The following is a 23,240-nucleotide window of genomic DNA, read 5'->3' on the forward strand; positions in this document are numbered from 1 at the left end:
TTGATTGGGGCTTTTGTATTTATAGAAGATATGGAAATTACACAACACGAAAAATTTATGCAGATGGCTATAGACCTGTCTGTAAAAAATGTGCAGGAAGGATTAGGCGGCCCATTTGGTGCCGTAATAGTTAAAAATGGAGAAATTGTAGCCGCAAGTGCCAACAAAGTAGTACCCACAAACGACCCAACGGCACATGCCGAAGTGTCTGCTATCCGGTTAGCTTGTCAGCAATTAAACACCTTTAGTTTAGAGGGTTGCGAGATCTATACCAGTTGCGAGCCATGCCCGATGTGCCTGGGAGCTATTTACTGGGCCCGTTTGGATAAGATGTACTACGCCAACACCAAGGCCGATGCTGCCGCAATAGGTTTCGATGATCACTTTATTTACGACGAACTCGAGCTGCCAATGGCACAACGCAAGCTGCCTATAGTACAAATGCTGCGTGATGAGGCTTTAAAGGCCTTTAAGCAATGGGAAGAGAATACAGATAAGACCGAATACTAAAACTTTGTCATTGCGAGGTACGAAGCAATCTCGTCGTAAGCATATTCGATCTGTATAGCTACGAGATTGCTTCGTACCTCGCAATGACAAATGTGATATATTGTCAAAAGAAAACATTCTGATAATATAATTGTCACATTGTCATACTTGGTGTTGTGGCAAGTATTTTGAATAGTATATATTTGTTGAAATTAAATTAAAAAATATCATGGCTTTAGAAATTACAGACGCAAACTTCGAACAGCTTGTGTTAAAATCAGATAAACCCGTATTAATTGACTTTTGGGCAGAGTGGTGTGGTCCTTGTCGTATGGTTGGTCCGGTAGTTGAAGATATCGCAAAAGAATACGATGGCAAAGCCGTTGTTGGTAAAGTTAACGTAGATAATAACCCAGGCATCTCAATGAAATACGGTATCCGTAACATTCCTGCGTTATTGTTCTTCAAAAACGGAGAAATTGTTGACAAGCAAATCGGTGCAGTGCCAAAATCGGTATTGTCTGGTAAGTTAGAAAAACAACTGGCTTAATTGCCCCAAAACAATATTATATAGAGAACGCCGTAACTTAGTTACGGCGTTTTTTGTATTTTAGAACATGGCACAACTCAACAGCGATCAGCAGGTAAGGCACCTGGCAAACCTCGAACTTTTGGCCCGGCAGGTGGTTGAAGGCTTTATTACCGGTTTGCACCAAAGCCCCTTTCATGGTTTTTCTGTGGAGTTTGCCGAGCATAGACTCTATAATACTGGCGAGTCAGTAAAAAACATCGATTGGAAGCTCTTTGCCCGCACGGATAAATTATTTGTAAAGCAATACGAAGAAGAAACCAACCTACGCAGTTATTTATTGCTGGATACTTCATCATCCATGAACTTCCCGGCAAAAGGAATGAGTAAGCTGCAGTTTAGTGTTTACGCTATTGCATCGCTCATGTATCTGTTTAAAAAGCAGCGTGATGCATTCGGACTGGGTTTGTTTGCTGATGAACTGGAGGTGTTGAGTGCGGCCAGATCAACCACTACACATCTGTTTCACCTATACGCACAGTTAGAACAAGCCTATAATCAACCTAAAATTAATACCAGTACCAATATCAGCCAAGTACTGCACCGCGTGGCTGAGGAAATTCACCAAAGATCGATGGTTATTATCTTCAGCGATATGCTGGAGAACAGTATGAATGCAGAGAAAACAAACGAACTGTTTGCCGCCATCCAGCATTTAAAATACAACAAGCACGAAGTAATTATTTTTAATGTAAACGATCGTACGCACGAGGTCGACTTTAACTTTGATAACCGCCCGCACCATTTCATCGATATGGAAAATGGAGAGGAGATCAGGGTGCATCCTAATAAAATCCGTGATAGCTATACAGCTGCACTAAGAACTTATCGCGAAGAGCTGGAACTGAAATGTGCCCAATATCACATCGATCTGATTGATGCCGGAATACACAATGGGTATTACGATCTGTTGAAGGCTTATCTCATCAAGCGGAACAAGATGATATAAAAAAAGGCTGCCCGGAACTTTAAACCGAACAGCCTCCAAATAGGGGTAACTCGAAACTAAAACTTTACATCACAAAGATGCGGATGCTATATGAAGATTTAGTGAAGTTACCGGCGTTCGTTAAATTTAAGTTTTATTAAAGTGCCCTTGTTTTTTTCGGACACCACATCAATGTCTATTTTGTGGAAAGCTGCAATACTCTTTACAATAGCCAGGCCTAAGCCATAGCTCTCGCGCTCGTCTGTATCCAGTTTCTCGAAACGGGTAAAGGCTTTTTCAATTTGTGCATTGTCCATTCCAACGCCTGTATCCTTAATTTCGAGCTGGTACAGGCCATTATCTACCTTGTCATCAATGGTAATGCTACCCCCATTATGATTGTACTTAATAGCATTATTAATGAGGTTAAACAACAATGTATGCATTAAACTGCGGTTGCCAATAATTGCCTGCTCATATTTAATGTTGTTGATGAAGGTAATTTCTTTATCCTCTAAGCGGTCTTCCAGTTCTTCATTTATCTCAGTAATAATTTCGGGTATCTTAACAATATCGTTTTTGTTGAACTGGTTGTTTTCTACCTGCGAGATCAGTAACAGGCTATTGATAATGGATTTTAAACGGATCAGCGTTTTCAGCGAGGCAAAGATCTTATTCTCGGCTTCTTCACTCAATGTTTCATGTAGCAGCAGGTTTTCTAACCGTGAGCTCATGATAGATATCGGCGTTAACAACTCGTGCGAAACATTGGCTATAAACTGTTTCTCGAGTATAAACATATCCGTTATTTTCTTCATCAACGAGTTGATGCTATCATCCAGCAGGTTAAAATCCTGGGTCGATGTTTCTACTTTCTGATAATCGAAATTAAGCGGATCGTTTACCCTGATGAGTTTATGCTCTATAATATTGTAAAACGGTTTGAGCAAATATTTGGTAAAAATAAGATCGCTTAACAACGTAAGTGATAGAGCGAAGATCAGTATCACCAAAGTGAACCCTTTAATTGTGTTTTTAAGCTCCTCTACAGCATCAATAGTATTACCCACCTCTAGCAGATAGGTTCGTTTGTTATAATTGAATTTGCAGGTTAAAATACGGTAGGTGTCAATGCTTTTATCAATGGTACGCTGGGCTGTGCTGAAGGTATCAATTACCGTGGTAATCGGTTCATACTTTACCTGCTTTAACATAATGTAGTCATCCTTTAAAATGTTGTAGTCGGTAAAGCTTTCGTTTTGCTCCAGTATCTGCGAGATCCTTTTTGACGATAAGCTTCTTAGAAACTCATTTTTCTTGGCTTCTAACCTTAACGAAATATGGTGATACGAAATTTTTTCGAGCGATATTAAAATAACACCGCCCGTAAAAAATATAATGGCCACCTTGGTAAGCGTATTATATAAAGCCAGTTTAAACTGCAGTTTCATGATCCGGTTTTATCAGATATTGATACGATAACCAATGCTGCGTACAGTCTCGAACCAATCGGTAGAGGCGTGCTGAGATAACTTTTTACGCAGGTTTTTAACGTGTACATCCACAAAGTTCGAGTCTGAATTTATTTCAAGCACATCGCCCCAAACGTGCTCGGTTAAGTTGGTACGCGATATTACACGGTTTTTATTTAAAACCAGGTAGTTCAAAATTTCAAACTCCTTGCGGGTAAGGTTAATGCGTTCGGTGCCAAAATTAACCGTGCGGTTCTGGATGTTTATTTTAAAGCCTTTAACCGTAATTTCATTGCTTTCTAGTTTGTGTTTACGGCGGGTAATGGCGTGCATGCGGGCCAGCAGCTCATTCAGTGAGAATGGTTTGGGCAGATAATCGTCGGCGCCTTCTTCCAATCCGCGTACGCGGTCATCAACAGCGGCACGGGCAGTTAAAATAATCACGGCATCGTCGCGGTCTTTTAATTGCTTAAACATTTTCAGCAGTTCAAAGCCATCGCCATCTGGCAAACCCAAATCAAGCAAAATAAAATCGTAGTTATTAACAAAGATCTTTTCCTCTGCCGATTTGCGTGTACGGGCATGTTCTACAGTAAAACCTTCGTGGCTAAGGTATTCATCAACCTCAAGGGCTAAACTTTTTTCGTCTTCAACAATTAAAACATTCATAATTATGGGCAAATTACAAAAAAGTAAAACTTATCCTCAAAATAAACGTGTTTGAATAAATAGAACTTTAAATGTGGATATATAGTTTAAAGGTTTATAAAATTGCTGCAATCAATTTCGCTGTGCCGCTGTTAATGTGTTAACTGTTTTTATATGAGACTTTCTATTGAGCGTAAGCCCGTCAAAGTAAATCCCGATCCGAAACGTGTTATTGCACGATTTTTTTTCAATGGTAATGACCGTGCTAAAGAAGTAATACAACGGGTTATGGAGTTAACCGAACAAGAAGCATTCGGTATTATTTCGCCCCTGCTGCAAGAATATTCTAAACGGCACCGTAATATTACCCGTGTTTTAAACCGTCATTGCAGTAAGCTGAAGAATCTTTTCGAAGAATTGAATATCGATTACGATAGCCTTACGGTATATTTGAAACTGCTGATCGGTTCGTATTTTACCCACGAATATTCTATCGAATCTGCTGCATTCTTTAACCCATCAATTGTTGAAGACCCTGACCAAAGCGACCTTGAAGATGGTGAACGCCGGGTAATTATCAGTTTCAGGGCAGTGGGTGAGGGGCACATTTCGTCAATCACTTTCCGTCGTGCACTGATCGATCGTTATAACAATATCACCGTTATACCTGCCGGTAGTTATATTGATGAAGCCGAAATAGTGCGGAATGCGGTTTATAACAAAAAACTATTTTTTGATAAGGCAATAGTTACGCAAATCAATATCGATGTATTAAATGAGATTGAAGGTAAACTCGATCATCATTTCGAGTACGCTAACCTGCGCCGGATCCTTATCGATTCGCAAAAGCTGCAGGAAGATGATCTGAAAAAGCTGGAGTATGATAAGATCTTGTGGCTGGCCGATTCGTACTACGAAATCGTATTCTCGATGGATACCGATATATCCGACCGGGTAATATTCCCGATCTCTGAATATGAGCGCAAAGGTATCGAAGATGCCCGTTTTGTGAAGTTCATTAACGATGACGGCAGCCCGGTTTATTACGCTACCTACACAGCTTACGACGGTGCGCTGATTATGCCGAAACTGTTGCAGACTAACGATTTTTACAATTTCCGCATTATGCCTTTGTATGGCGATGGTGCACAGAATAAAAACCTGGCCTTGTTTCCACGCAAAATCAATGGTAAATACGTGATGATTTCCCGTATTGATGGTTGCAACAACTACATCATGTATTCGGACAAGATCAATATCTGGGAAAAACCGATCCAACTACAGAAACCCAAATTTAGCTGGGAGTTTGTGCAGATTGGTAACTGTGGTTCGCCCATCGAAACCGAGCACGGCTGGTTAATGATAACTCATGGTGTTGGCCCTATGCGTAAATACGTATTAAGTGTAAGCTTACTGAAACTGGATGATCCTGCCGTAGAAATTGGCCGCTTGAAAGAGCCATTACTGGTGCCCAACAGCGAAGAGCGTGAAGGTTATGTTCCTAACGTAATTTACTCTTGCGGTTCTATCATCCATAATAACAAACTGATTATCCCTTACGGTTTATCAGATTACTCTACCTCCTTTGCTGAGGTTGAAGTTGATGCTTTGATCGACAGGTTGCTGAGTGATGGAGCGTAGAGTTTTGGACGTTTAGATAAAGGACCAAGGAGAAAGGATAAACAGCAAAGCTGACGCGAGTCGGTTTTGCTCTTTTTACATAAGCACATCATTACGAGGAACAAAGCAATGATGGGAATAGTTTAGATGCCTTTATGCTGTTTTTATGCGCATATCAAACACAAACTTATCCGTATTAATTAGCTTAATCTTCCTAAAATCAGGATGCTGCGGGTTGATGAGATAATTAACTTCTTCTTCAATAATGGAAGATGGCACTTGTAATATGACAGTTTGAGCTTTGTTTAACCAATTTTCGCCGATGCTTTGGGTTAATGGCATTTGCGCAAACTCTCGCCAGTCCTGTGGTAAGTCGCTAAGCTTTACAATTTCTTTTTTAACCGAATCAGGTACTTCAATGGTCAGCACACTAAAAAGCTGGTTAAGTCCTAATTGGCTTCGGTGTACTACGTTTTCTAAACAGGCTAATGAGCGTGATGATGCTGTGTAAATAACTTCTGTTTCATTCGGGTTCCAGCGCGCGGCCCTGCCCGATGCCACAAGCTTATCGGCAAACTTGGTAAGCGTAATTCTGTAGATCAGCATAGCTTAGGCTAAATCACCGTACTCAAGGCGGATAAGTTCTTCTTCGATGAGGCTAACACCGGTAAAAGTATCCAGAATATCAAAAGGGACCTGGTTGCCCAAACCATAAGCCGGTTGGTGAAGCCATTTATAAAAAACATCGGCAGAGCCAAACAACGCTATACCTTTCTCAAATAGCGCAAAAGCTTTTAGAATTTTTTCACTGAGTGAGGCATCAAGCTTTTGGGCTTGATTGGTATAATTTTGTATGGTTTTAACCGTGGTTTTAAAAGTATCCTGAAACTGTTGGTGACTAAAGCCCGACAGGTTTAAAAAATCAAGAGCTGCTTTGGCCTCTAAACCTTTTTTAGAGCTGGTAAGCAATGCCACCTGGTTGGCATAAAATGGATGATAAGCAGCAGCATCAACGCCCGGGTCAGTAGTTACATAAGCCACAGCATAATCATTTACCATGTTTTTGCTGATGTGGGTTTCTGTTTTATAAACAGCTTTTTTTGCTGTTGTTTTTTTACTTCCTTTTTCCATAATTCAAATTTAGAAAATTTTCTAAGATTATAAGAATTTTTTCCAAATTTTGTTTCAAATAAAAGGCCGGATATTTATTCCGGCCTTTGTCTGTATTTATCTAAGATCAGCTCGCCAATATTTGCTGATAGAGTTGGTAATAATCATCTACCATTTTATCGCACGAAAAACTGGCTGAAGCCCAATTATAGCAGTCTTTTCTATTAATAGATGATAGTTGATTAACGGCTTCAACAGCTTCATCAACGGTGTTAACTAAAAAGCCTGTTTGCTTATCCTTTATCAACTCAGGCATTGAGCCCCGGTTGAAGGCAATTACAGGCGTGCCGCAAAGCATAGCCTCGGCCACACTCATGCCGAAGGGCTCGTTAAAGCTGATAGGGTGTAATAAAGCCACAGCCTTACCCAAGAGCTCTTTTCTTTTATCTGGGCCTGCGTGGCCAACATAAATAACATGTTCATTATCTATAAAAGGTTCTACCTTATTTTTGTAGTAACCTTCATCCTGGATGATACCGGCGATCAGTAATTTACGTCTGCTTTTTTTGGCTATTTCGATAGCCTCAGCCGTACCTTTGTCAGGATGGATGCGGCCGAAATAAAGCAGATAATCTTCCGGCTGTTCGATAAATGTAAAATCCCGGATATCTAAGCCATTGTAAACCGTGCTCAGGTATTCTAATTCCGGGCTACGATCTGAATTACTGATCGACACGTAATAACCCTTGTCATTATACTTTTTATAAACCGGGATTATTTTAGGCGACGAAAACCCGTGAATCGTAGTAATCAACGGTGTTTTAATCAGCCCGGAATAAGTAAGCGGTAAAAAATCGAAGTTGTTATGGATCAGATCGAATTGGTCGGCCTTTTCCATTAGGTTGCTAATGTGCAGGCATTCCAGCACTTTAGCATCCTGTGTACGATCTTCTTCATAACCCTTTTCGCATACAGCATCCAGTTTACCGTCGGTAATGGAATCTCCTGTTGCGAAGAGAGTTACTTCAATACCTTTCTTAATCAGTCCTTCGGCTATATTTGAGGCTACTTGTTCCCACGGGCCATAGTGCCTGGGCGGTGTACGCCAGGCAACAGGGGCTAAAACGGCAACTTTCATTTAACAAACTTTGATAGCCTGATCAAATTTCTTGTATTCGTACTCAAGCTCAAACGCTTTTAATACCGTCAGGTGCGAAATCAAATACGCTAAGGTACTTTCGGCGCCCTGGTTACGGTTTATACCATTTGGCATCAAACCATCACAGCAGCCTTTAGTTTCGTAATCATATAACGGTGCTCGTAAAGTATTCTCACCCAGGAACCATTTGTAGCTTAAAAACATTTTCTCGATATACTCCGGCTGGCGGAAGGTTTCATACGCCTGGAAGTGCATCATCACCATCGCCATCGTTTCAATGGCCTGCTGATCAAACGTAGGGAATACACCACCGCGATAATACCAACCATCATTACCAACAGGGCTTAAGTAGCCATTAGATAGCGTTAGTTTATCTAAGAAAGCCATGGTATTCATTGCAATGCGTTTGGCATTTTCGTCACCGGTAATCTCGCAAGAGTGTAGTAAGGCTAAAGGTAGGATGGCGTTATCATAAGTCATACCTTCCTCAAACCATTGCCAGTCTGGTGATTGTGTTTTTTCGTAAGCCTCAATCAATGGTTGGGTTAATCTTACCATTTCGGCCTGCATGCCTTCGTCGGTAGGGTAAACCTTGAGGTATAAACAAATCCCTATAATGGTGTTAGCCATACCGCGGATGTGCTGCAGGTTTTTAAAGTGTGGATACGATTTATGAAAAATTTCCATTGCAAACTCACGGTACGAATTATTGGCAGCGCAGCTGATTAAATGCCCCAATGCCCAAATAGTACGGCCGAATGAATCTTCTGACCCAACCTCGTCTAAATAACGACGATCAAAGCTCAGGAAGTTGCGGAAGTTACCATCGTCGCATTGCATATAGTGAATATAGCTCAGGTAGATAGGCAACAGCTCTAAAGCTTCCTGGCTTTTGTTGCGCTGATAAGCCATCAATGCCATAATTAAAGCACGGGCGTTATCATCCAAGCAATATCCTTCTTTTAAGTTGGGGATACCATATTTAGCGTGCTGAACAATGCCTGTATCGTCTGTAAGGCGATGTACGTGCGCCAGGCTGAACTTTGGCAGTATTTCCGGGTCAACAATGCTGTTTTTTAAGATCTTGTCGCTAAAGTCATGATTTAAGCATGATTCCTGTGCTACGCGGATAAACTCGGCGCCGGTTTTTGGCCAGCGCAGGTGTAAGCCGTATTCGTAAGCGTTTTGTTTAAGCGTGTTTAATGTGTCTTCATTATCTAACAGGTCATTTACGCTATCAGCTAACGCATCGGCATCCTTAAAATCAAATAAGCGACCGCGGTTATGTGCTAACAGTTCTGTTGCGTGCCAGTAAGGAGTAGATACTACAGCCGCGCCAGAGCCTACAGCATAAGACAATGTACCGCTGGTAATTTGTGCCTCATTTAAGTAAGGCGTTACATATACTGTAGCCGCAGTTAAATAATTAATCAGTTCTTCTTCTGATACAAACTTGTTAATGAAGGCGAGATGATTCGATACCTTCAGTTGCGCTGCTAATGATTTCAGGCTGTCGCGATATTCTTCGCCCGAATGCTTTACAACGCCGGGGTGGGTATTACCTAAAACTACATACATTACATCCGGGTGTTTTTCAACTATTTTAGGCAATGCCCGCACTACAGTTTCTAAACCTTTATTACGGCTTATTAAACCGAAGGTAAGTAGTACGCGTTTGTTTTTAAATGCAGATAGCTCGCGAACAGGGTTTAATTCTGGTTCTTCCAGATCAGGAACACCATGCTCAATGATCTGAATTTTTTCAGGAGCGATGTCATATATCGTAGTCAGAAACTCAACTGCACGCTGGCTCATTACAATTACTTTCGACGATTGCTCGGCAATTTCGCGGATAATAATGCGCTGTACGTAGCTTGGTTCTTTTAGTATAGTATGTAAGATAGAAATAAGCGGTTTCTCCAAACGATTCAATAAAGGCAAAATATAAATGCCGCTCTCGCCGCCATAGATACCAAACTCATGCTCCAGGATACAAGCATCGGCATTGCTGGTATTGATGTAGTTGGCTGCACGGATATAATCCTTTTGATGGTTCTGGCGGATCACATATTTTACCTCTTCAGGATATTCATATTCCTGCAGGTTTTCAGAATCGTTAACAGCTACCACAAAACCACTTTGCGACAAACTTCTTCTTTCGGGGAAGTTTGCACTGATGGCGCGCATCAGGTTTTGGTTAAAGGTAGCAATACCGCATTCGCGGGGTGGATAGGTTGAGATGTACGCTATTTTCATGTTTTTAGTAAGATGTCTTATATTGAAATTTGGCAAGTGGAAGCAAATTCTCCTTTTTCTGACACTGAATGACTTAAAAAAAGGGCAACGTGAAGTTGATAATGTGCTTTTACGTTGCTTTTTAAAGCAAATGCACACTTGCATGTAATATAAGGCATAAACTATACCAATACACTATGATAGCTAGGTAATAAGGCTAATTATAGGAAGATGACCCGCTACTGTTTAACTGAAATAGCTAATAGCTTCGAGAATTATAGCACAGGCTTGTTTAATCTCGTCGTGGGTGATGATGAGGGGAGGGGCAATTCGCATAGAGTTATCGCAATGCAGAAACCAATCTACAATGAGGCCATTTTCGATACAACGGTCAATTACTTTTTTGTTAAAGTCGAAACTCTCCAGTTCAACAGCAAGCATCAAACCTTTACCGCGGATTTGTTTAATAGCAGGGTGAACTAAAAGCTGGTGGAAGAGCTGACCTTTTTCTTGAACTCCATCAATCAATTTTTGATTGAGCAAAACATTTAAAGCAGCAAGCCCCGCAGCACAACAAACCGGGTGACCTCCAAATGTGGTAATATGCCCAAGTATCGGGTTATTCTTTAATGCGGACATGATTTCTGTCGAAGCAATAAAAGCCCCAACAGGCATGCCACCACCAAGAGCTTTAGCAAGCAGTAAAATGTCGGGTACAATATCAAAGTGCTCGAACGCAAACAGCTTACCCGAGCGGCCAAAGGCAGCTTGGATTTCATCGAGGATCAATAATGTTCCTGTTTCATCGCAACGTTTCCTGAGCGCCTGCATATAAGCTAAATCGGACACCCGGATTCCCGCTTCGCCCTGTATGGTTTCTATGATTACACAAGCGGTTTGTTCTGTGATGTTAACAAGATCATCTGTGTTGTTAAAATTGATGAAACTTACATCGGGCAACAGTGGGCGATAAGCTGTTTTAAAATGCTCGTTACCCATCACGCTTAATGCACCATGCGTACTCCCGTGGTAAGAATTATGGCATGAAATAATCTCTTTTCGTCCTGTATAACGTTTAGCCAGTTTTAAAGCGCCCTCAACAGCTTCGGCACCAGAGTTTACAAAGTATACAGAATTAAGGGTTGATGGCAGCAGGCTTACCAGTTTCTCTGCAAAACGTACTTGTGGCGTTTGCACATATTCGCCATAAACCATCAGGTGCATGTATTTATCAACCTGGTCTTTTATGGCTGCTATAACCTCATCATTACTATGGCCGATGTTACTCACGCCAATGCCCGAAATAAGGTCCATATAAGCTTTGCCTTCGGCATTGTACATGTACACACCTTTAGCGCGTTCAAACTCCAGCAATAGAGGGAAATCGGTGGTTTGGGCGTTATTGGCTAAGAAAAGCTGGCGAAGAGTAAGCATCTGGAATTTGTCAATTAGATAATTTGTCGATTTGTCAATGAAGTTCCAATTTGTCGATTTGTTAATTCGGCAATTTGTAAATGGCTTTGCAACATCGCAAAATTGACAAATTATTCAGTGGGATTAATCAACAAATTGACAAATTATCTAATCAGCAAGTTGAATTGACAAATTAACAAATTGCCGAATTGTCAAATTATTTCTGCGGTTCTTGTTGTTTGCGTTCACCGAGCTGTTTAATCAACTCGTCTTTAAACTCGCGTTCGCTTTTGTAGAGCAGGCTTACCTTTTCGGGGGGGAGTATTTTCAGGAACTCGTCTTTATAACGCTTTCTGATAGATAATATCTGTTGTTCGTAATTAATATCACGATCAACCTGGTCAATACCATTAGCTTGCGGGCTCGAATTATTAATGCGGCGCTGGCGCAGTACGTTACCCAGCTCAGCCTGGTATTGGTTGTAAACAGGCCAGAAACGATCGGCTTCTTCCGGGGTAAGGTTCAGTCTTTTATTAATATAATCGTTCCTTACTGCATTTAACTTACGCATACCATCGGGCCTGTTATGGCCGTTAAAATTTGGACGGTAGTTCGGCACAGTTGTGCTGCGATACGGAGAAGCGCCTGGCTGTGCACACGTTTCATGCCGTATGCAAAAAAGCAACAGCGCAAAAAACAGGTATTTTATCAGGTTGTTCATTCCGTATTATAAATTATTATAAACTGCTCAGATAATCGGTGAGATCATCATTAGAGTCATTAGTTTTACCTTGATCAGCCTGATTGATCACACTTTTAGTATCCCCGGCATCCATGTGCAACTGCAGATAGCTTTCTATATCATTAGCCGGAATGTCTGATAAAGCTTTGTGCAGGTATGAGCTGTTATGCTTAGCAGACGGGCTGTTAATTTCGCCAATAAAAATAGCTGTACCCACTACCAGTGTAAAACAAGCAGCTGTAGCATACTTAAATGCAGCGGTTGATACAAGCCTTCTGATCACGCCACGGCGGTTAGCTGCCTCTAAACCGGCAACCTGGTTTGAAATATTACGATTTAATTTTTCAAAGTAATTATCCGGAACCGTAAATGGTGTTTGAGTATTCAGGGCTTCTTCAACAGCAATACGGCTGGTTATCTGTGTTGCCATATCCTCAAAGTAATTCTGAGGCACTGTAAAATTTTGCTCATCAGCCTTTAAGGATTCTTCAATAGCAATGCGGCTTTTAATTTGTTCAGCCATGTCCTCAAAATAATTTTGCGGAACGCTGAACGTTTGCTCATCGGCTTTTAAAGCATTCTCAACAGCAATACGGCTTTTGATTTGCAGCTCCATGTTCTCAAAATAATTTTGAGGGACAGTGAAGTTTTGCTCATCGGTTTTTATTTTTTCTTCAATATTGATTCGGCTTACAATATTGCTGCTTAATTCTTCGAAGTAGTTTTCTGGTACAGCAAAAGGCTGCGACGATGGAAGCTCACTTAAATTAATGACAGACATAATCCTCCCTTCCAGCTCATTAAAATAGCCGCCAGGCACGGTAAACGGGTTATTTGGGTTAACCTGTTTTAGTGACGGATATTCATCTGGCCATTCTTTATTGTCTATATCGCTTGTCATATCGTATTATAGATATAAATAGGGAGCAAAGGTTTAAAGCAAAAATTAAAATTAATCATGAGATAACAGAAAACTTTCGATTTTTTTTACTGCCAGGTGAAAAGATGCTTTTAAAGCACCTACGCTTGTCCCCAGCACTTCCGACATTTCTTCGTACTTCATGTCGTCGTAGTATTTCATGTTAAAAACAAGCCTTTGCTTATCCGGCAGGGTAAGCAAGGCTTGTTGTAATTTCATTTGTGCCTTATCGCCATCAAAATAAGATGACGATGCCAGTGTATCTGCCAGCTCATAAGAAACCTCATCTAACGAAATGTTATTTTTTTGCTTCTTTTTGTTTAAGAAGGTAATGCATTCGTTAGTGGCAATGCGGTACATCCAGGTATAAAGCTGGGCATCGCTGCGGAAGCCTTCGAGATTTTTCCAAACCTTAATAAAAACGTCCTGTACCAGGTCGTCGGCATCGTCATGGTCTATAACCATACGCCTAACGTGCCAGTAAATTTTCTGCTGATATTTCTTCAGCAAAAGATTAAAGGCTTCGTTCCGGGTTTTTACATCCTGGAACTTGCTTAGTATTTCAGCATCTTCAACCTGTACAGACATTTATTTTATTTAATAGTTTATTCTATAAAGCATTTATCAGCCTACTTTGTTTTTCTGGCAATAGCACGTTTAGCAGCAGCAACAATGTGATCGGCATCTAAACCGTATTTGGTCATCAATTGTTCTGGTGTACCGCTTTCGCCAAAGCTGTCGTTTACAGCTACATACTCTTGTGGGGTAGGCAACTGGGTAGCCAATACTTGTGCAACGCTATCACCTAAGCCACCTAAACGGTTATGCTCCTCAGCAGTTACCACACAACCTGTTTTGCGTACCGATGCTAAAATAGCTTCAGCATCCAACGGTTTAATGGTGTGTATGTTGATGATCTCGGCGTCGATGCCTTCTTCAGCCAGTTTCTCACCTGCTTGTATCGCTTCCCAAACCAAATGTCCTGTTGCGAATATACTCACATCGGCACCTTCATTTACCATCCATGCTTTACCGATCTCAAATTTTTGATCAGGATCTGTAAAGATAGGCACAACCGGGCGACCGAAACGTAAGTAAACCGGGCCTTCATGTTCTGCAATAGCAATAGTAGCAGCTTTAGTCTGGTTATAATCGCAAGGGTTAATAACGGTCATGCCAGGTAGCATTTTCATCAAACCTAAGTCTTCCAGGATCTGGTGGGTTGCACCATCTTCGCCCAAAGTTAAACCTGCGTGTGAAGCGCAAATTTTTACGTTTTTGTTTGAATAGGCGATAGACTGGCGGATCTGATCGTAAACACGACCGGTTGAAAAGTTAGCGAAAGTACCTGTAAAAGGTATTTTACCGCCAATGGTTAAACCTGCAGCCATGCCCATCATGTTGGCTTCGGCAATACCGGTTTGGAAAAAACGCTCAGGGAAAGCAGCAATAAAATCCTGCATTTTCAATGAGCCAATTAAGTCGGCACATAAGGCAACCACCTGGTCGTTACGTTTACCGGCTTCTAATAGTCCGGCACCAAAGCCCGAACGTGTATCTTTTTTATCTGTGTAAGTGTATTTTTTCATTGTGTGTTTTGGTTGTCAGTTGTCGGTTGTCAGTTGTCTGCCTCTTGTTATTCGATAGTTAATACCGACAACCGACAACTGATAACCGACAACCAAATTAATAGTCTCCCAAAGTTTCTTCTAACTGTCCTAAAGCTTGTGCCAGTTGTGCATCGTTAGGTGCAGTACCATGCCATTTGTGGGTACCCATCATAAAATCAACACCATAACCCATTTCGGTATGCAATAAAATTACAATTGGTTTGCCCTGACCTGTGCGAGATTTAGCTTCGGCTAAAACGGTAAGCAAAGCCTCCATATCATTACCTTTGGCTTCCAAAACATCCCAACCGAAGGCAACCCATTTAGCATGCAGATCGCCTAATGATAATACATTTTTGGTAGAACCATCAATTTGCTGGCCGTTAACATCAATGGCAGCAATAAGGTTATCAACTTTATTGTGAGGGGCGTACATTGCTGCCTCCCAGATCTGGCCTTCCTGTAGCTCACCATCGCCGTGCAGGGTGAAAACAAGGCTGCTGTCTTTATTTAATTTTTTTGCTTGCGCAGCACCGATAGCTACCGATAAACCCTGGCCCAGTGAACCAGAGGCGATACGTACACCCGGTAAATGCTCGTGCGTGGTAGGGTGGCCCTGTAAACGTGTACCCAGTTTACGGAAAGTAGCCAGTTCGGCTTTATCAAAATAACCGGCATGTGCCAGTACGCTATAAAATACCGGAGAAATGTGGCCATTTGACAGGAAGAACAAGTCTTCGCCAATGCCATCCATGTTAAACTTCGGGTCGTGTTTCATTGCCGAGAAATACAGGGCAACCAGGTAATCGGTACAGCCTAAAGAGCCGCCGGGGTGGCCACTCTGGCAACCATGAACCATTCTTACAATATCGCGTCTTACTTGCGACGCGACATTTTTTAATTCAGAAATATCAGTAGTCATTAATTAAGGAAGGTTGGTAATATAATATTTTAGTTCTTCAGCAGGTCCAACACCTGCTGAGATGAATTCTTGGTATCCACTTTTTCGATGATTTTGCTAATTACGCCTTCAGCATCGATAATAAAAGTAGTGCGGGCAACACCCATGTATTTTTTGCCGTACATGTTTTTTTCTACCCAAACGCCGTAAGCTTCTACAATGGTGTGGTCGGTATCGGCAATCAGGGTAAAGGGCAGGCTGTATTTGGTCTCAAATTTTTTGTGCGATTTTTCGTCGTCAACACTTACACCAATTACCTCGTAACCTTGGCTGCTCAAAAATTGGTAGTTGTCTCTAAAATCACAGGCTTCGGCTGTGCAGCCGGGGGTATCATCCTTCGGGTAAAAATAAAGGATGGTAGTTTTACCTTTAAAGTCTGCCAGAGAAACTGTTTTTCCGTTTTGGTCATTGGCGGTAAAGTCGGGTGCTTTGGTGCCTGCTGTTAAAGTTGCCATTATCTGTAAAAATCGGCGATGTATGTAGCCGCGTTATCTTTATTATCTGTAACTGTTAATTCGAGTTTATGCTTACCAGGGGTAATGCTGGTGTCAAAGGTATAGTTTAAGATCTTTGTTTTAAAATCCCACTCCATTAACACCCATTGACCATCAATTTTACCGATGTAAGATTTGATGCCCGATAAATTGTCGCCAATTTTAAAGGAAATTTTTGGTTTTCGAGCCATACTTCCGCCATTAATAATATTTAACGGGTGGATAAATGGCGCTTCGGTATCAACCCTAACGTACACATCGCCAAATCCTTTGGCATGGGCTTTCACATAGCCATCCTCATAAATGGCATCTTCGGCACCTACAATAACGGCTTTATCCACCAATTTGCCGATGGTGCTGTCGGGTTTAATCCAAACATCAAACTGATCGTGAATTGGAGTTAGCCGGTTATGTAAACGATAGGTTGCTGAGTACGCCCCTATATGTTTAGGCAGTTTGGCAAAGGTAAAATCCAGATCATCATACAAGTTTCCGGGTGCGATGCTGATTTTCAGGTTATCGTTGGTAAATACATTGATTTGATCGTAATGAAAACGAGTGGTACCCGGAGTAGGTTGGGCAACGACTGATTTACTCTCTGGCCCTGCTTTTACTTTAACAGCCAAGGTTGATGTATTGCCTGCTACATCTTTCACCACGTACTCCACATCATGAACGGCATCATCAGTTAATTTGATAATACCACGATTGATTGATTGTGGATAGATAGTGATCTTGCTGCCCGGCAATATGAAACACTTCTGTATCATACGACCTGTGGTTTGGGCCGTTGGGTAATCTATATAAGCATTAATGGCATGCGTTTGATCGAATGCGAAACGTTCCATGGCCATGGTGTAAATGGTTGTACCGTCCAGCTTTACTTCGATAGAATAAGCGCCGTTGCGGTTAGCCGAAGCACTGTTTTGATCCACACATGCAATACCTAAACCGGCATCATTGCCAATCTCCAATATCTGCGGATTAACCAGATGATAATGGCCGTTTGCGCCCGCCACTGGGTAAAAGCTGTGACCAGTTTTCTCGCTGAATGGATTGCCGTTTAATTTATAAACAGCTACTGCCGAGATGGTAGGTGGCACACGATCTGGAATTGTTAAACCGAACAATTGCGCATTGATGGTTTGTTCATTCTCACTATCACGCAATTCAAAATGTAAATGCGGGCCAGCCGAACCTCCTGTATTGCCCGACCAGGCTACTATCTGCCCTTTGTAAACCGGCAATTGCATAGGGTCGAGACTAACATCAACCAGGTCTTTTTGCTGAATACGTTGCTGGTCGCGTAATACCTGTAATATCTCGGGGCTGAACCTTTGCAAGTGTCCATAAACCGAGGTATATCCGTTGGGATGCGTTATGTAAAGCGCATTACCAAAGCCACCGAACTGTACCCTTAAACGCGAGATATAACCATCGTACACTGCATGCACCGGGTAACCTTCGCGCTGGTTAGTACGGAAGTCTAAGCCGGAGTGGAAGTGGTTACCCCGCAGTTCGCCAAAGCCGCCGGCAGTGCTCGGCGGTAGATCAAGCGGGTAACGGAAAATATTTTGCGGGTAGGTTTTACTTTGTATGGTTGTTGTTTGCGCTTTTGTATTTACGGTAGATAATGATGCAAGAGCAAATAATAAAGCGACAACAGGTTTTTTCAGCATGCGTTATTTGATGTAGAAGTCTAAAAGTTTTTCATTTTCGAGGTAACCTTCCAGGTGGTCGCCTACGTTTACTTTGGCTACGCCTTCGGGTGTGCCGGTATAAATCAGGTCGCCTTTTTTAAGGGTGATGTATTTAGATACAAAAGCAATGATTTTCTCGAACGAGAACAACAAATCCTTTGTATTACCAACCTGGCGTGCTTCGCCGTTAATATCTAACTTAAAGTTCATATTGTACAGATCGGCAAATTTATCCTTAGGAATAAAATTGCTGATTGGGGCCGAGTTATCGAAAGCCTTAGCAAGCTCCCATGGTAAGCCTTTTTCTTTATGTTTCTGCTGAATATCGCGTGCGGTAAAATCAATACCGATGGCTATCTCATCAAAGTAATTGGCGGCAAATTTTTCGTCGATGTGTTTACCTTCCTTGCTCACTTTTAATACTACTTCAATTTCGTGATGCACATCATCAGAAAAATCGGGCAGGTAAAAAGGTTTATTATCTTTTAATAAAGCGGTATCGGGCTTCATAAAAATAACAGGTACTGTTGGTACAGGGTTGTTCAGCTCTTTGGCGTGTTCGGCATAATTACGGCCGATGGCAATTATTTTCATAACGGATAAACAGGTGTAAACGCCAAAGCTAAACATTAAAACGCCGAGGATGTTGGCTGTAATTAAAATTTTGCTTTGAGGATACCTAAAGATGCTTGTCATTTCGACGATAGGAGAAATCTTGTACAACTTGCAGTTCTGACGCATAAGATTTCTCCTATCGTCGAAATGACATAACTAAAAAATCAGGAGGGAATTTCCTGTCTTGATTCTTGTCTCTTGATTCTGGCTTCTCTTTCTGGGCTTACAATATCGAGATCCGCTTAATTACAGACTCTGTACCAACAACCACGCGAACAAAGTAAAAGCCGCTGGTGAGTTGTTTGTTAAGGTTGTAGGAGAATTTTCGCTCGCCCGGTTCCATGCGCTGCGACAGGAGGGTAAGCACGTTATTACCCAGCACGTCCATGATTTTTATGGTTACGTTGGTATTGCGGGTAATGGTATATTTTAAATTGATCTGGTCGGTAACCGGGTTTGGGAAAATGCTTACGTTACTTAACAACTTACTATCATCCGCAGGTTTATCATCTGCAGGTTTGGCCATGCCGGCTTTTGATGATGATGATAATGAAGGAAAGTTTAAATGGAACCCACCTTTTAAATAAGATGTACGTGTATTGGGCTTTGCGTTTTTAATATGCAGGTAAGCAGTATCAGTTTTTAGCTTATCACCCAAAGCAAAGGCAAAATTTATGGATATTGCAGATGCAATTAAAAATATCCATAAAAAATTAAAAGTAAATTTTTGCCTCATAATTCAAGTTCACATTGCAAAACTATAAATTAACAAGCTTAATGTACCAAGTACAATATGTTTTTATTAATAATTTTAACAATTTTTAACAAAAGTCAATCTTTTGCGTTGCTTCAACTGTCTATGTGTTAAGTATACGATAAATAAGAGGGTTATGTTATAAGCAAACATTTAATACTTTTGCAGAATCTTTTAACAATATAGTGACACAACACAAAGATCTAAACAAGCTCACCGCCGCTGGTATCCTTATCAGTTTGGGTATCATTTACGGTGACATCGGAACATCCCCATTATATGTTTTTAAAGCTATAGTAGGTGGCCAGCACATTTCAGAGGTACTGGTACTGGGAGGCGTATCCTGTATTTTCTGGACGTTAACATTACAAACCACGCTTAAGTATGTTGTTATTACCCTAAGGGCAGATAACAAAGGTGAGGGGGGCATTTTCTCACTTTTTTCATTGGTACGCCGGAGGGCCAAATGGCTCATTGTACCAGCGGTATTAGGTGGTTGCGCCCTATTGGCCGATGGTATCATTACGCCGCCTATTACCATTTCTGCGGCTATTGAAGGTTTAAAAAGCTATTATCCCAACCTGCCAACCGTACAAATTGTTATTGTGATTATCGCATTCCTGTTCTTTATCCAGCAATTCGGTACATCACTGGTAGGTAAAGCGTTTGGGCCAATAATGTTTTTGTGGTTTACCATGATGGGTGTTTTAGGCGTTGTTTTAATTGCCCAGGCCCCTTATGTAATGAAGGCGCTTAATCCATATTACGCTTTCGAACTGTTAACTACCAGCCCTAAAGCTTTAACTATTTTAGGTGCGGTTTTCCTGTGTACTACGGGAGCTGAGGCTTTATATTCTGATTTAGGTCACTGCGGTCGTGATAATATCCGCGTAAGCTGGGTATATGTTAAAAGCTGTTTGGTATTAAATTATTTAGGCCAGGCAGTTTGGTTGCTGAAATTTCAGGGGCAGACTAAAGACTTAAATATTCATAACCCATTTTATGAGATAATGCCAACCTGGTTTCTAATTTACGGTATCAGTATTGCAACTATCGCGGCAATTATTGCTAGTCAGGCCTTAATCTCGGGTTCGTTTACGCTTATTGCTGAGGCCGTACGTTTAAACCTTTGGCCAAAAGTAAAGATCAATTATCCTTCTGAACAAAAGGGGCAATTATATGTACCGAGTGTTAACTGGCTGCTTTGTGCCGGTTGTATTGGCGTGGTTTTATTATTCCGCGCTTCTGACAGGATGGAGGCTGCCTACGGTTTAAGTATCACGGTAGCCATGTTGATGACCACGATATTGGTTTCCAAGTTCCTGAAACGCCGTAAGGTTCCGCAATATATAATCAACTTGTTCCTTACTGTTTACCTGGTTATTGAAGGTACTTTCTTATTCGGTAACCTTGTTAAGTTTGTACATGGTGGTTGGTTTACGCTGTCAATAGGTGCAGTATTGTTCTGGATTATGTGGACCTGGCACACAGCCCGCAAAATCCGTAACCGCTACGTTAAGTTTGTTGAGATTGAAGATTACTACACCATTATTAAAGAACTAAGCGACGATAATAGTGTAAGCAAATATGCATCGCAACTGGTTTATTTAACCAGTGCCAACTTTAACTCGGAGATTGAATCGAAGATTATTTATTCTATACTGCAAAAGCAACCTAAACGAGCTGATGTATATTGGCTGGTACACGTGGATGTAATGGACGAGCCTTACACCCGCGAGTACGAGGTAGACTTTTTAGTGCCGAACAAACTGATCCGTATCGACTTCAAACTAGGTTTCCGCGTTGAGCAGCAGATTAACCTGTTGTTTAGAAAAGTGGTTGAAGACCTGGTTAAGAAAGGCGAGGTTGATATTACCAGTAAGTACGAATCATTGAATAAACACAAAATTGTAGGCGACTTCCGCTTTGTAGTTATTGAGAAAGTGGTATCACGCTCTCACTATTTATCATTGTACGAAAAAGGTGTGATGGCATTATACACGCAACTGAAAAAGATCAGCTTATCAGAAGAACGCAACTTTGGCCTCGACCTGAGTTTCGTAACGGTAGAAAAGGTACCGCTGATGTTGGCAGATCCAGAAACAGTGCAGATACATCGCATTAAATAATAAAATAAGAAAGGCCTCAAACGAGGCCTTTCTTGTTAATTATTGTAGAGGCACAATATTTTGTGTCTCTTTTTTTATGTTTTTATCTCGTAGAGACACGATACTTCGTGTCTCTTTACAGGTTTATATAATTTGTGTACGAGACACAAGGTATTGTGTCTCTACGGATAGATGAATTATTTCTCTTCCAACGTCGCCATTAATCCTTCAATATCCAATCGTTTGGTAAACATGGTTAAATTACCCTGTTCGTCAGTTGGCCATTGGTCGCGCGGGCGATCCCAGTATAATTCAACACCGTTTTCATCCGGGTCATTCAGATAAATAGCCTCAGACACACCATGATCTGATGCACCTGTAATTTGATATTTAGCATCGATTAAACGTTTCAATATAGCGGCCAGATCTTTTCTTTCCGGATATAAAATAGCAGTATGGTATAAACCAGGTGCGTGCTCTGGTGCAGGAGGCGAGTTTTTGCTATGCCAGGTATTTAAGCCAATATGATGATGGTAGCCACCTGCCGATATAAAAGCAGCACTATCTCCATAACTAACCATTTGCTCAAAGCCGAGTAGTCCGCAATAGAAATCTAACGATCGTTGCAGGTTACTCACCTTTAAATGTACGTGCCCTATACGGGTTTGAGCCGGAATTTGATAAGCAGACATAAAATATATGTTTAAACATTCAAATTTAATATTAACATTTTATTTAAGTGTTTGGGTACTGTAAAAATGGCAACATTAAACCGACTAATAAAATAGTTAATTTTATAGTTTCAATAAACTCTTTTCAACATATTTGGGTTAAGGCTAAGCCTTCTCACAATTAATGAATAAATTTTTACTGATTGCAGTTTTATTAATGGCTGCATTGCGGGCAAATGGTCAAAACACTGCTGCTATTAAGGGAACGCTTATCGATTCGCTGGATAAAAAGCCGGTTGAATTTGCCACTGTTGCCGTTATTGATATGCGCGACACGCTATCAACACTCATAGCTTACACGCTCAGCAACAAAGAAGGCGCGTTTGCCCTGCACAATATACCGGGAGGGATACCTGTTAAACTCTTAATTTCTTACGTTGCCTATCAGCCATACCGCAAATTATTTACCCTTAAAACCGGCGAACAATTTGATTTGGGCACTATTGGCCTTAACTCAAAACAATTACAAGAGGTTACTATTAAAGACGAACGTATGCCTGTTGTGGTACGGAAAGATACTATTATTTTCGATGCCGAAGCCTTTAAAACACGCCCTAATGCCGTAGTTGAAGATCTGTTAAAGAAACTGCCCGGTGTTGAAGTTGATAACGATGGCAATATTACCGTGATGGCCAAAAAGGTATCGAAGGTATTAGTTGATGGCCGCGAATTTTTCCCGACTGATATCCGTATCGCTACCAAAAACCTGGATGCTGATCTGATAGACAAAGTACAAGTTTACGACGACCGTGAGAATGACCCAAACCATTTGATACCCGAATCGCAGGTGGGCAAGATCATTAACCTCAAATTTAAGAAAGCGATAAAGAAAAGCATCTTCGGTAAGGTTTATGCCGGAGCTGGTACTAATGATCATTACCAGGTTGGCGGGCTGGCAAATATGTTTAGAGATACCTAGCAGGTAAGTTTACTGGGGACGACC

23 protein-coding genes are annotated in these 23,240 nt (G+C 41.2%); 6 read left to right on the forward strand and 17 right to left on the reverse strand.

The window, feature by feature from the left end:
- Window positions 1–30: 30 nt before the first annotated feature.
- The 3 genes from PQO05_RS08170 to PQO05_RS08180 all read left to right on the forward strand — a co-directional run bounded on the left by PQO05_RS08170 (window position 31) and on the right by PQO05_RS08180 (window position 2,027).
- Window positions 31–510 carry a nucleoside deaminase gene (locus PQO05_RS08170; protein WP_273632211.1) on the forward strand — a complete coding sequence of 160 codons (480 nt, stop codon included), beginning with the start codon at window positions 31–33 and terminating at the stop codon, window positions 508–510.
- Between the two features lie 208 nt (window positions 511–718).
- Window positions 719–1,039 carry a thioredoxin gene (gene trxA / locus PQO05_RS08175; RefSeq protein WP_273632212.1) on the forward strand — a complete coding sequence of 107 codons (321 nt, stop codon included), beginning with the start codon at window positions 719–721 and terminating at the stop codon, window positions 1,037–1,039.
- 67 nt (window positions 1,040–1,106) lie between these two features.
- Complete coding sequence (locus PQO05_RS08180) at window positions 1,107–2,027, forward strand: DUF58 domain-containing protein (RefSeq protein WP_273632213.1); 921 nt, start codon at window positions 1,107–1,109, stop codon at window positions 2,025–2,027.
- A gap of 107 nt (window positions 2,028–2,134) precedes the next feature.
- On the opposite strand, the gene PQO05_RS08185 is transcribed toward PQO05_RS08180, so the two are convergent.
- Together PQO05_RS08185 and PQO05_RS08190 are read right to left on the reverse strand one after the other, a co-directional pair.
- Entirely contained in the window at window positions 2,135–3,457 is a 1,323-nt protein-coding gene (locus PQO05_RS08185; RefSeq protein WP_273632214.1) for a sensor histidine kinase, read from the reverse strand.
- A gap of 12 nt (window positions 3,458–3,469) precedes the next feature.
- Window positions 3,470–4,147 carry a response regulator transcription factor gene (locus tag PQO05_RS08190; RefSeq protein WP_273632215.1) on the reverse strand — a complete coding sequence of 226 codons (678 nt, stop codon included), beginning with the start codon at window positions 4,145–4,147 and terminating at the stop codon, window positions 3,470–3,472.
- 153 nt (window positions 4,148–4,300) lie between these two features.
- Here PQO05_RS08190 and PQO05_RS08195 point away from each other — a divergent pair, with 153 nt between their 5' ends.
- Entirely contained in the window at window positions 4,301–5,767 is a 1,467-nt protein-coding gene (locus tag PQO05_RS08195) for a glycoside hydrolase family 130 protein (RefSeq protein WP_273632216.1), read from the forward strand.
- Window positions 5,768–5,899: 132 nt separating this feature from the next.
- Here PQO05_RS08195 and PQO05_RS08200 read toward each other — a convergent pair whose 3' ends face one another.
- The 14 genes from PQO05_RS08200 to PQO05_RS08265 all read right to left on the reverse strand — a co-directional run bounded on the left by PQO05_RS08200 (window position 5,900) and on the right by PQO05_RS08265 (window position 19,440).
- On the reverse strand, window positions 5,900–6,352 hold the full coding sequence (locus tag PQO05_RS08200) for an RES family NAD+ phosphorylase (RefSeq protein ID WP_273632217.1): 453 nt from the start codon (window positions 6,350–6,352) through the stop codon (window positions 5,900–5,902).
- A gap of 3 nt (window positions 6,353–6,355) precedes the next feature.
- Window positions 6,356–6,877, reverse strand: a complete 522-nt coding sequence (gene parS / locus PQO05_RS08205) for a type II RES/Xre toxin-antitoxin system antitoxin (protein ID WP_273632218.1) — start codon at window positions 6,875–6,877, stop codon at window positions 6,356–6,358.
- Between the two features lie 106 nt (window positions 6,878–6,983).
- Window positions 6,984–7,994 carry a glycosyltransferase family 4 protein gene (locus PQO05_RS08210; RefSeq protein ID WP_273632219.1) on the reverse strand — a complete coding sequence of 337 codons (1,011 nt, stop codon included), beginning with the start codon at window positions 7,992–7,994 and terminating at the stop codon, window positions 6,984–6,986.
- Window positions 7,995–10,271: a glycosyltransferase family 4 protein gene (locus PQO05_RS08215; protein ID WP_273632220.1), complete on the reverse strand. Its 2,277-nt coding sequence runs from the start codon at window positions 10,269–10,271 to the stop codon at window positions 7,995–7,997. It lies immediately after the preceding gene.
- Between the two features lie 225 nt (window positions 10,272–10,496).
- Window positions 10,497–11,684: an aspartate aminotransferase family protein gene (locus PQO05_RS08220; protein ID WP_273632221.1), complete on the reverse strand. Its 1,188-nt coding sequence runs from the start codon at window positions 11,682–11,684 to the stop codon at window positions 10,497–10,499.
- 196 nt (window positions 11,685–11,880) lie between these two features.
- Window positions 11,881–12,384, reverse strand: a complete 504-nt coding sequence (locus PQO05_RS08225) for a hypothetical protein (RefSeq protein ID WP_273632222.1) — start codon at window positions 12,382–12,384, stop codon at window positions 11,881–11,883.
- Between the two features lie 16 nt (window positions 12,385–12,400).
- The gene (locus tag PQO05_RS08230; RefSeq protein WP_273632223.1) at window positions 12,401–13,306 is read right to left on the reverse strand and encodes a hypothetical protein; all 906 of its coding nucleotides are present in this window, start codon (window positions 13,304–13,306) and stop codon (window positions 12,401–12,403) included.
- 51 nt (window positions 13,307–13,357) lie between these two features.
- Window positions 13,358–13,912, reverse strand: coding sequence for an RNA polymerase sigma factor (locus PQO05_RS08235; protein WP_273632224.1), 555 nt, complete (start codon window positions 13,910–13,912; stop codon window positions 13,358–13,360).
- A gap of 41 nt (window positions 13,913–13,953) precedes the next feature.
- Window positions 13,954–14,913, reverse strand: a complete 960-nt coding sequence (locus PQO05_RS08240; protein WP_273632225.1) for a transketolase family protein — start codon at window positions 14,911–14,913, stop codon at window positions 13,954–13,956.
- 97 nt (window positions 14,914–15,010) lie between these two features.
- On the reverse strand, window positions 15,011–15,856 hold the full coding sequence (locus tag PQO05_RS08245; protein ID WP_273632226.1) for a transketolase: 846 nt from the start codon (window positions 15,854–15,856) through the stop codon (window positions 15,011–15,013).
- Window positions 15,857–15,885: 29 nt separating this feature from the next.
- The gene (gene bcp, locus PQO05_RS08250; protein ID WP_273632227.1) at window positions 15,886–16,350 is read right to left on the reverse strand and encodes a thioredoxin-dependent thiol peroxidase; all 465 of its coding nucleotides are present in this window, start codon (window positions 16,348–16,350) and stop codon (window positions 15,886–15,888) included.
- A complete protein-coding gene (locus PQO05_RS08255) occupies window positions 16,350–18,068 on the reverse strand; it encodes a M23 family metallopeptidase (RefSeq protein WP_273632228.1) in 1,719 nt (572 codons plus the stop codon). The genes bcp and PQO05_RS08255 overlap by 1 nt, the downstream gene beginning before the upstream one ends.
- A 3-nt stretch (window positions 18,069–18,071) precedes the next feature.
- Complete coding sequence (locus PQO05_RS08260; RefSeq protein WP_273632229.1) at window positions 18,072–18,683, reverse strand: fumarylacetoacetate hydrolase family protein; 612 nt, start codon at window positions 18,681–18,683, stop codon at window positions 18,072–18,074.
- A gap of 244 nt (window positions 18,684–18,927) precedes the next feature.
- Window positions 18,928–19,440, reverse strand: coding sequence for a T9SS type A sorting domain-containing protein (locus tag PQO05_RS08265; RefSeq protein WP_273632230.1), 513 nt, complete (start codon window positions 19,438–19,440; stop codon window positions 18,928–18,930).
- 203 nt (window positions 19,441–19,643) lie between these two features.
- Here PQO05_RS08265 and PQO05_RS08270 point away from each other — a divergent pair, with 203 nt between their 5' ends.
- A complete protein-coding gene (locus tag PQO05_RS08270; RefSeq protein ID WP_273632231.1) occupies window positions 19,644–21,587 on the forward strand; it encodes a KUP/HAK/KT family potassium transporter in 1,944 nt (647 codons plus the stop codon).
- Window positions 21,588–21,763: 176 nt separating this feature from the next.
- Here the strand turns inward: PQO05_RS08270 and PQO05_RS08275 are convergent, their stop codons facing one another.
- Complete coding sequence (locus tag PQO05_RS08275) at window positions 21,764–22,258, reverse strand: VOC family protein (RefSeq protein ID WP_273632232.1); 495 nt, start codon at window positions 22,256–22,258, stop codon at window positions 21,764–21,766.
- 163 nt (window positions 22,259–22,421) lie between these two features.
- Here PQO05_RS08275 and PQO05_RS08280 point away from each other — a divergent pair, with 163 nt between their 5' ends.
- A complete protein-coding gene (locus tag PQO05_RS08280; RefSeq protein ID WP_273632233.1) occupies window positions 22,422–23,216 on the forward strand; it encodes a carboxypeptidase-like regulatory domain-containing protein in 795 nt (264 codons plus the stop codon).
- The last annotated feature ends 24 nt before the right edge of the window (window positions 23,217–23,240 follow it).

This window comes from Mucilaginibacter jinjuensis, from assembly GCF_028596025.1.
Classification (GTDB): domain Bacteria; phylum Bacteroidota; class Bacteroidia; order Sphingobacteriales; family Sphingobacteriaceae; genus Mucilaginibacter; species Mucilaginibacter jinjuensis.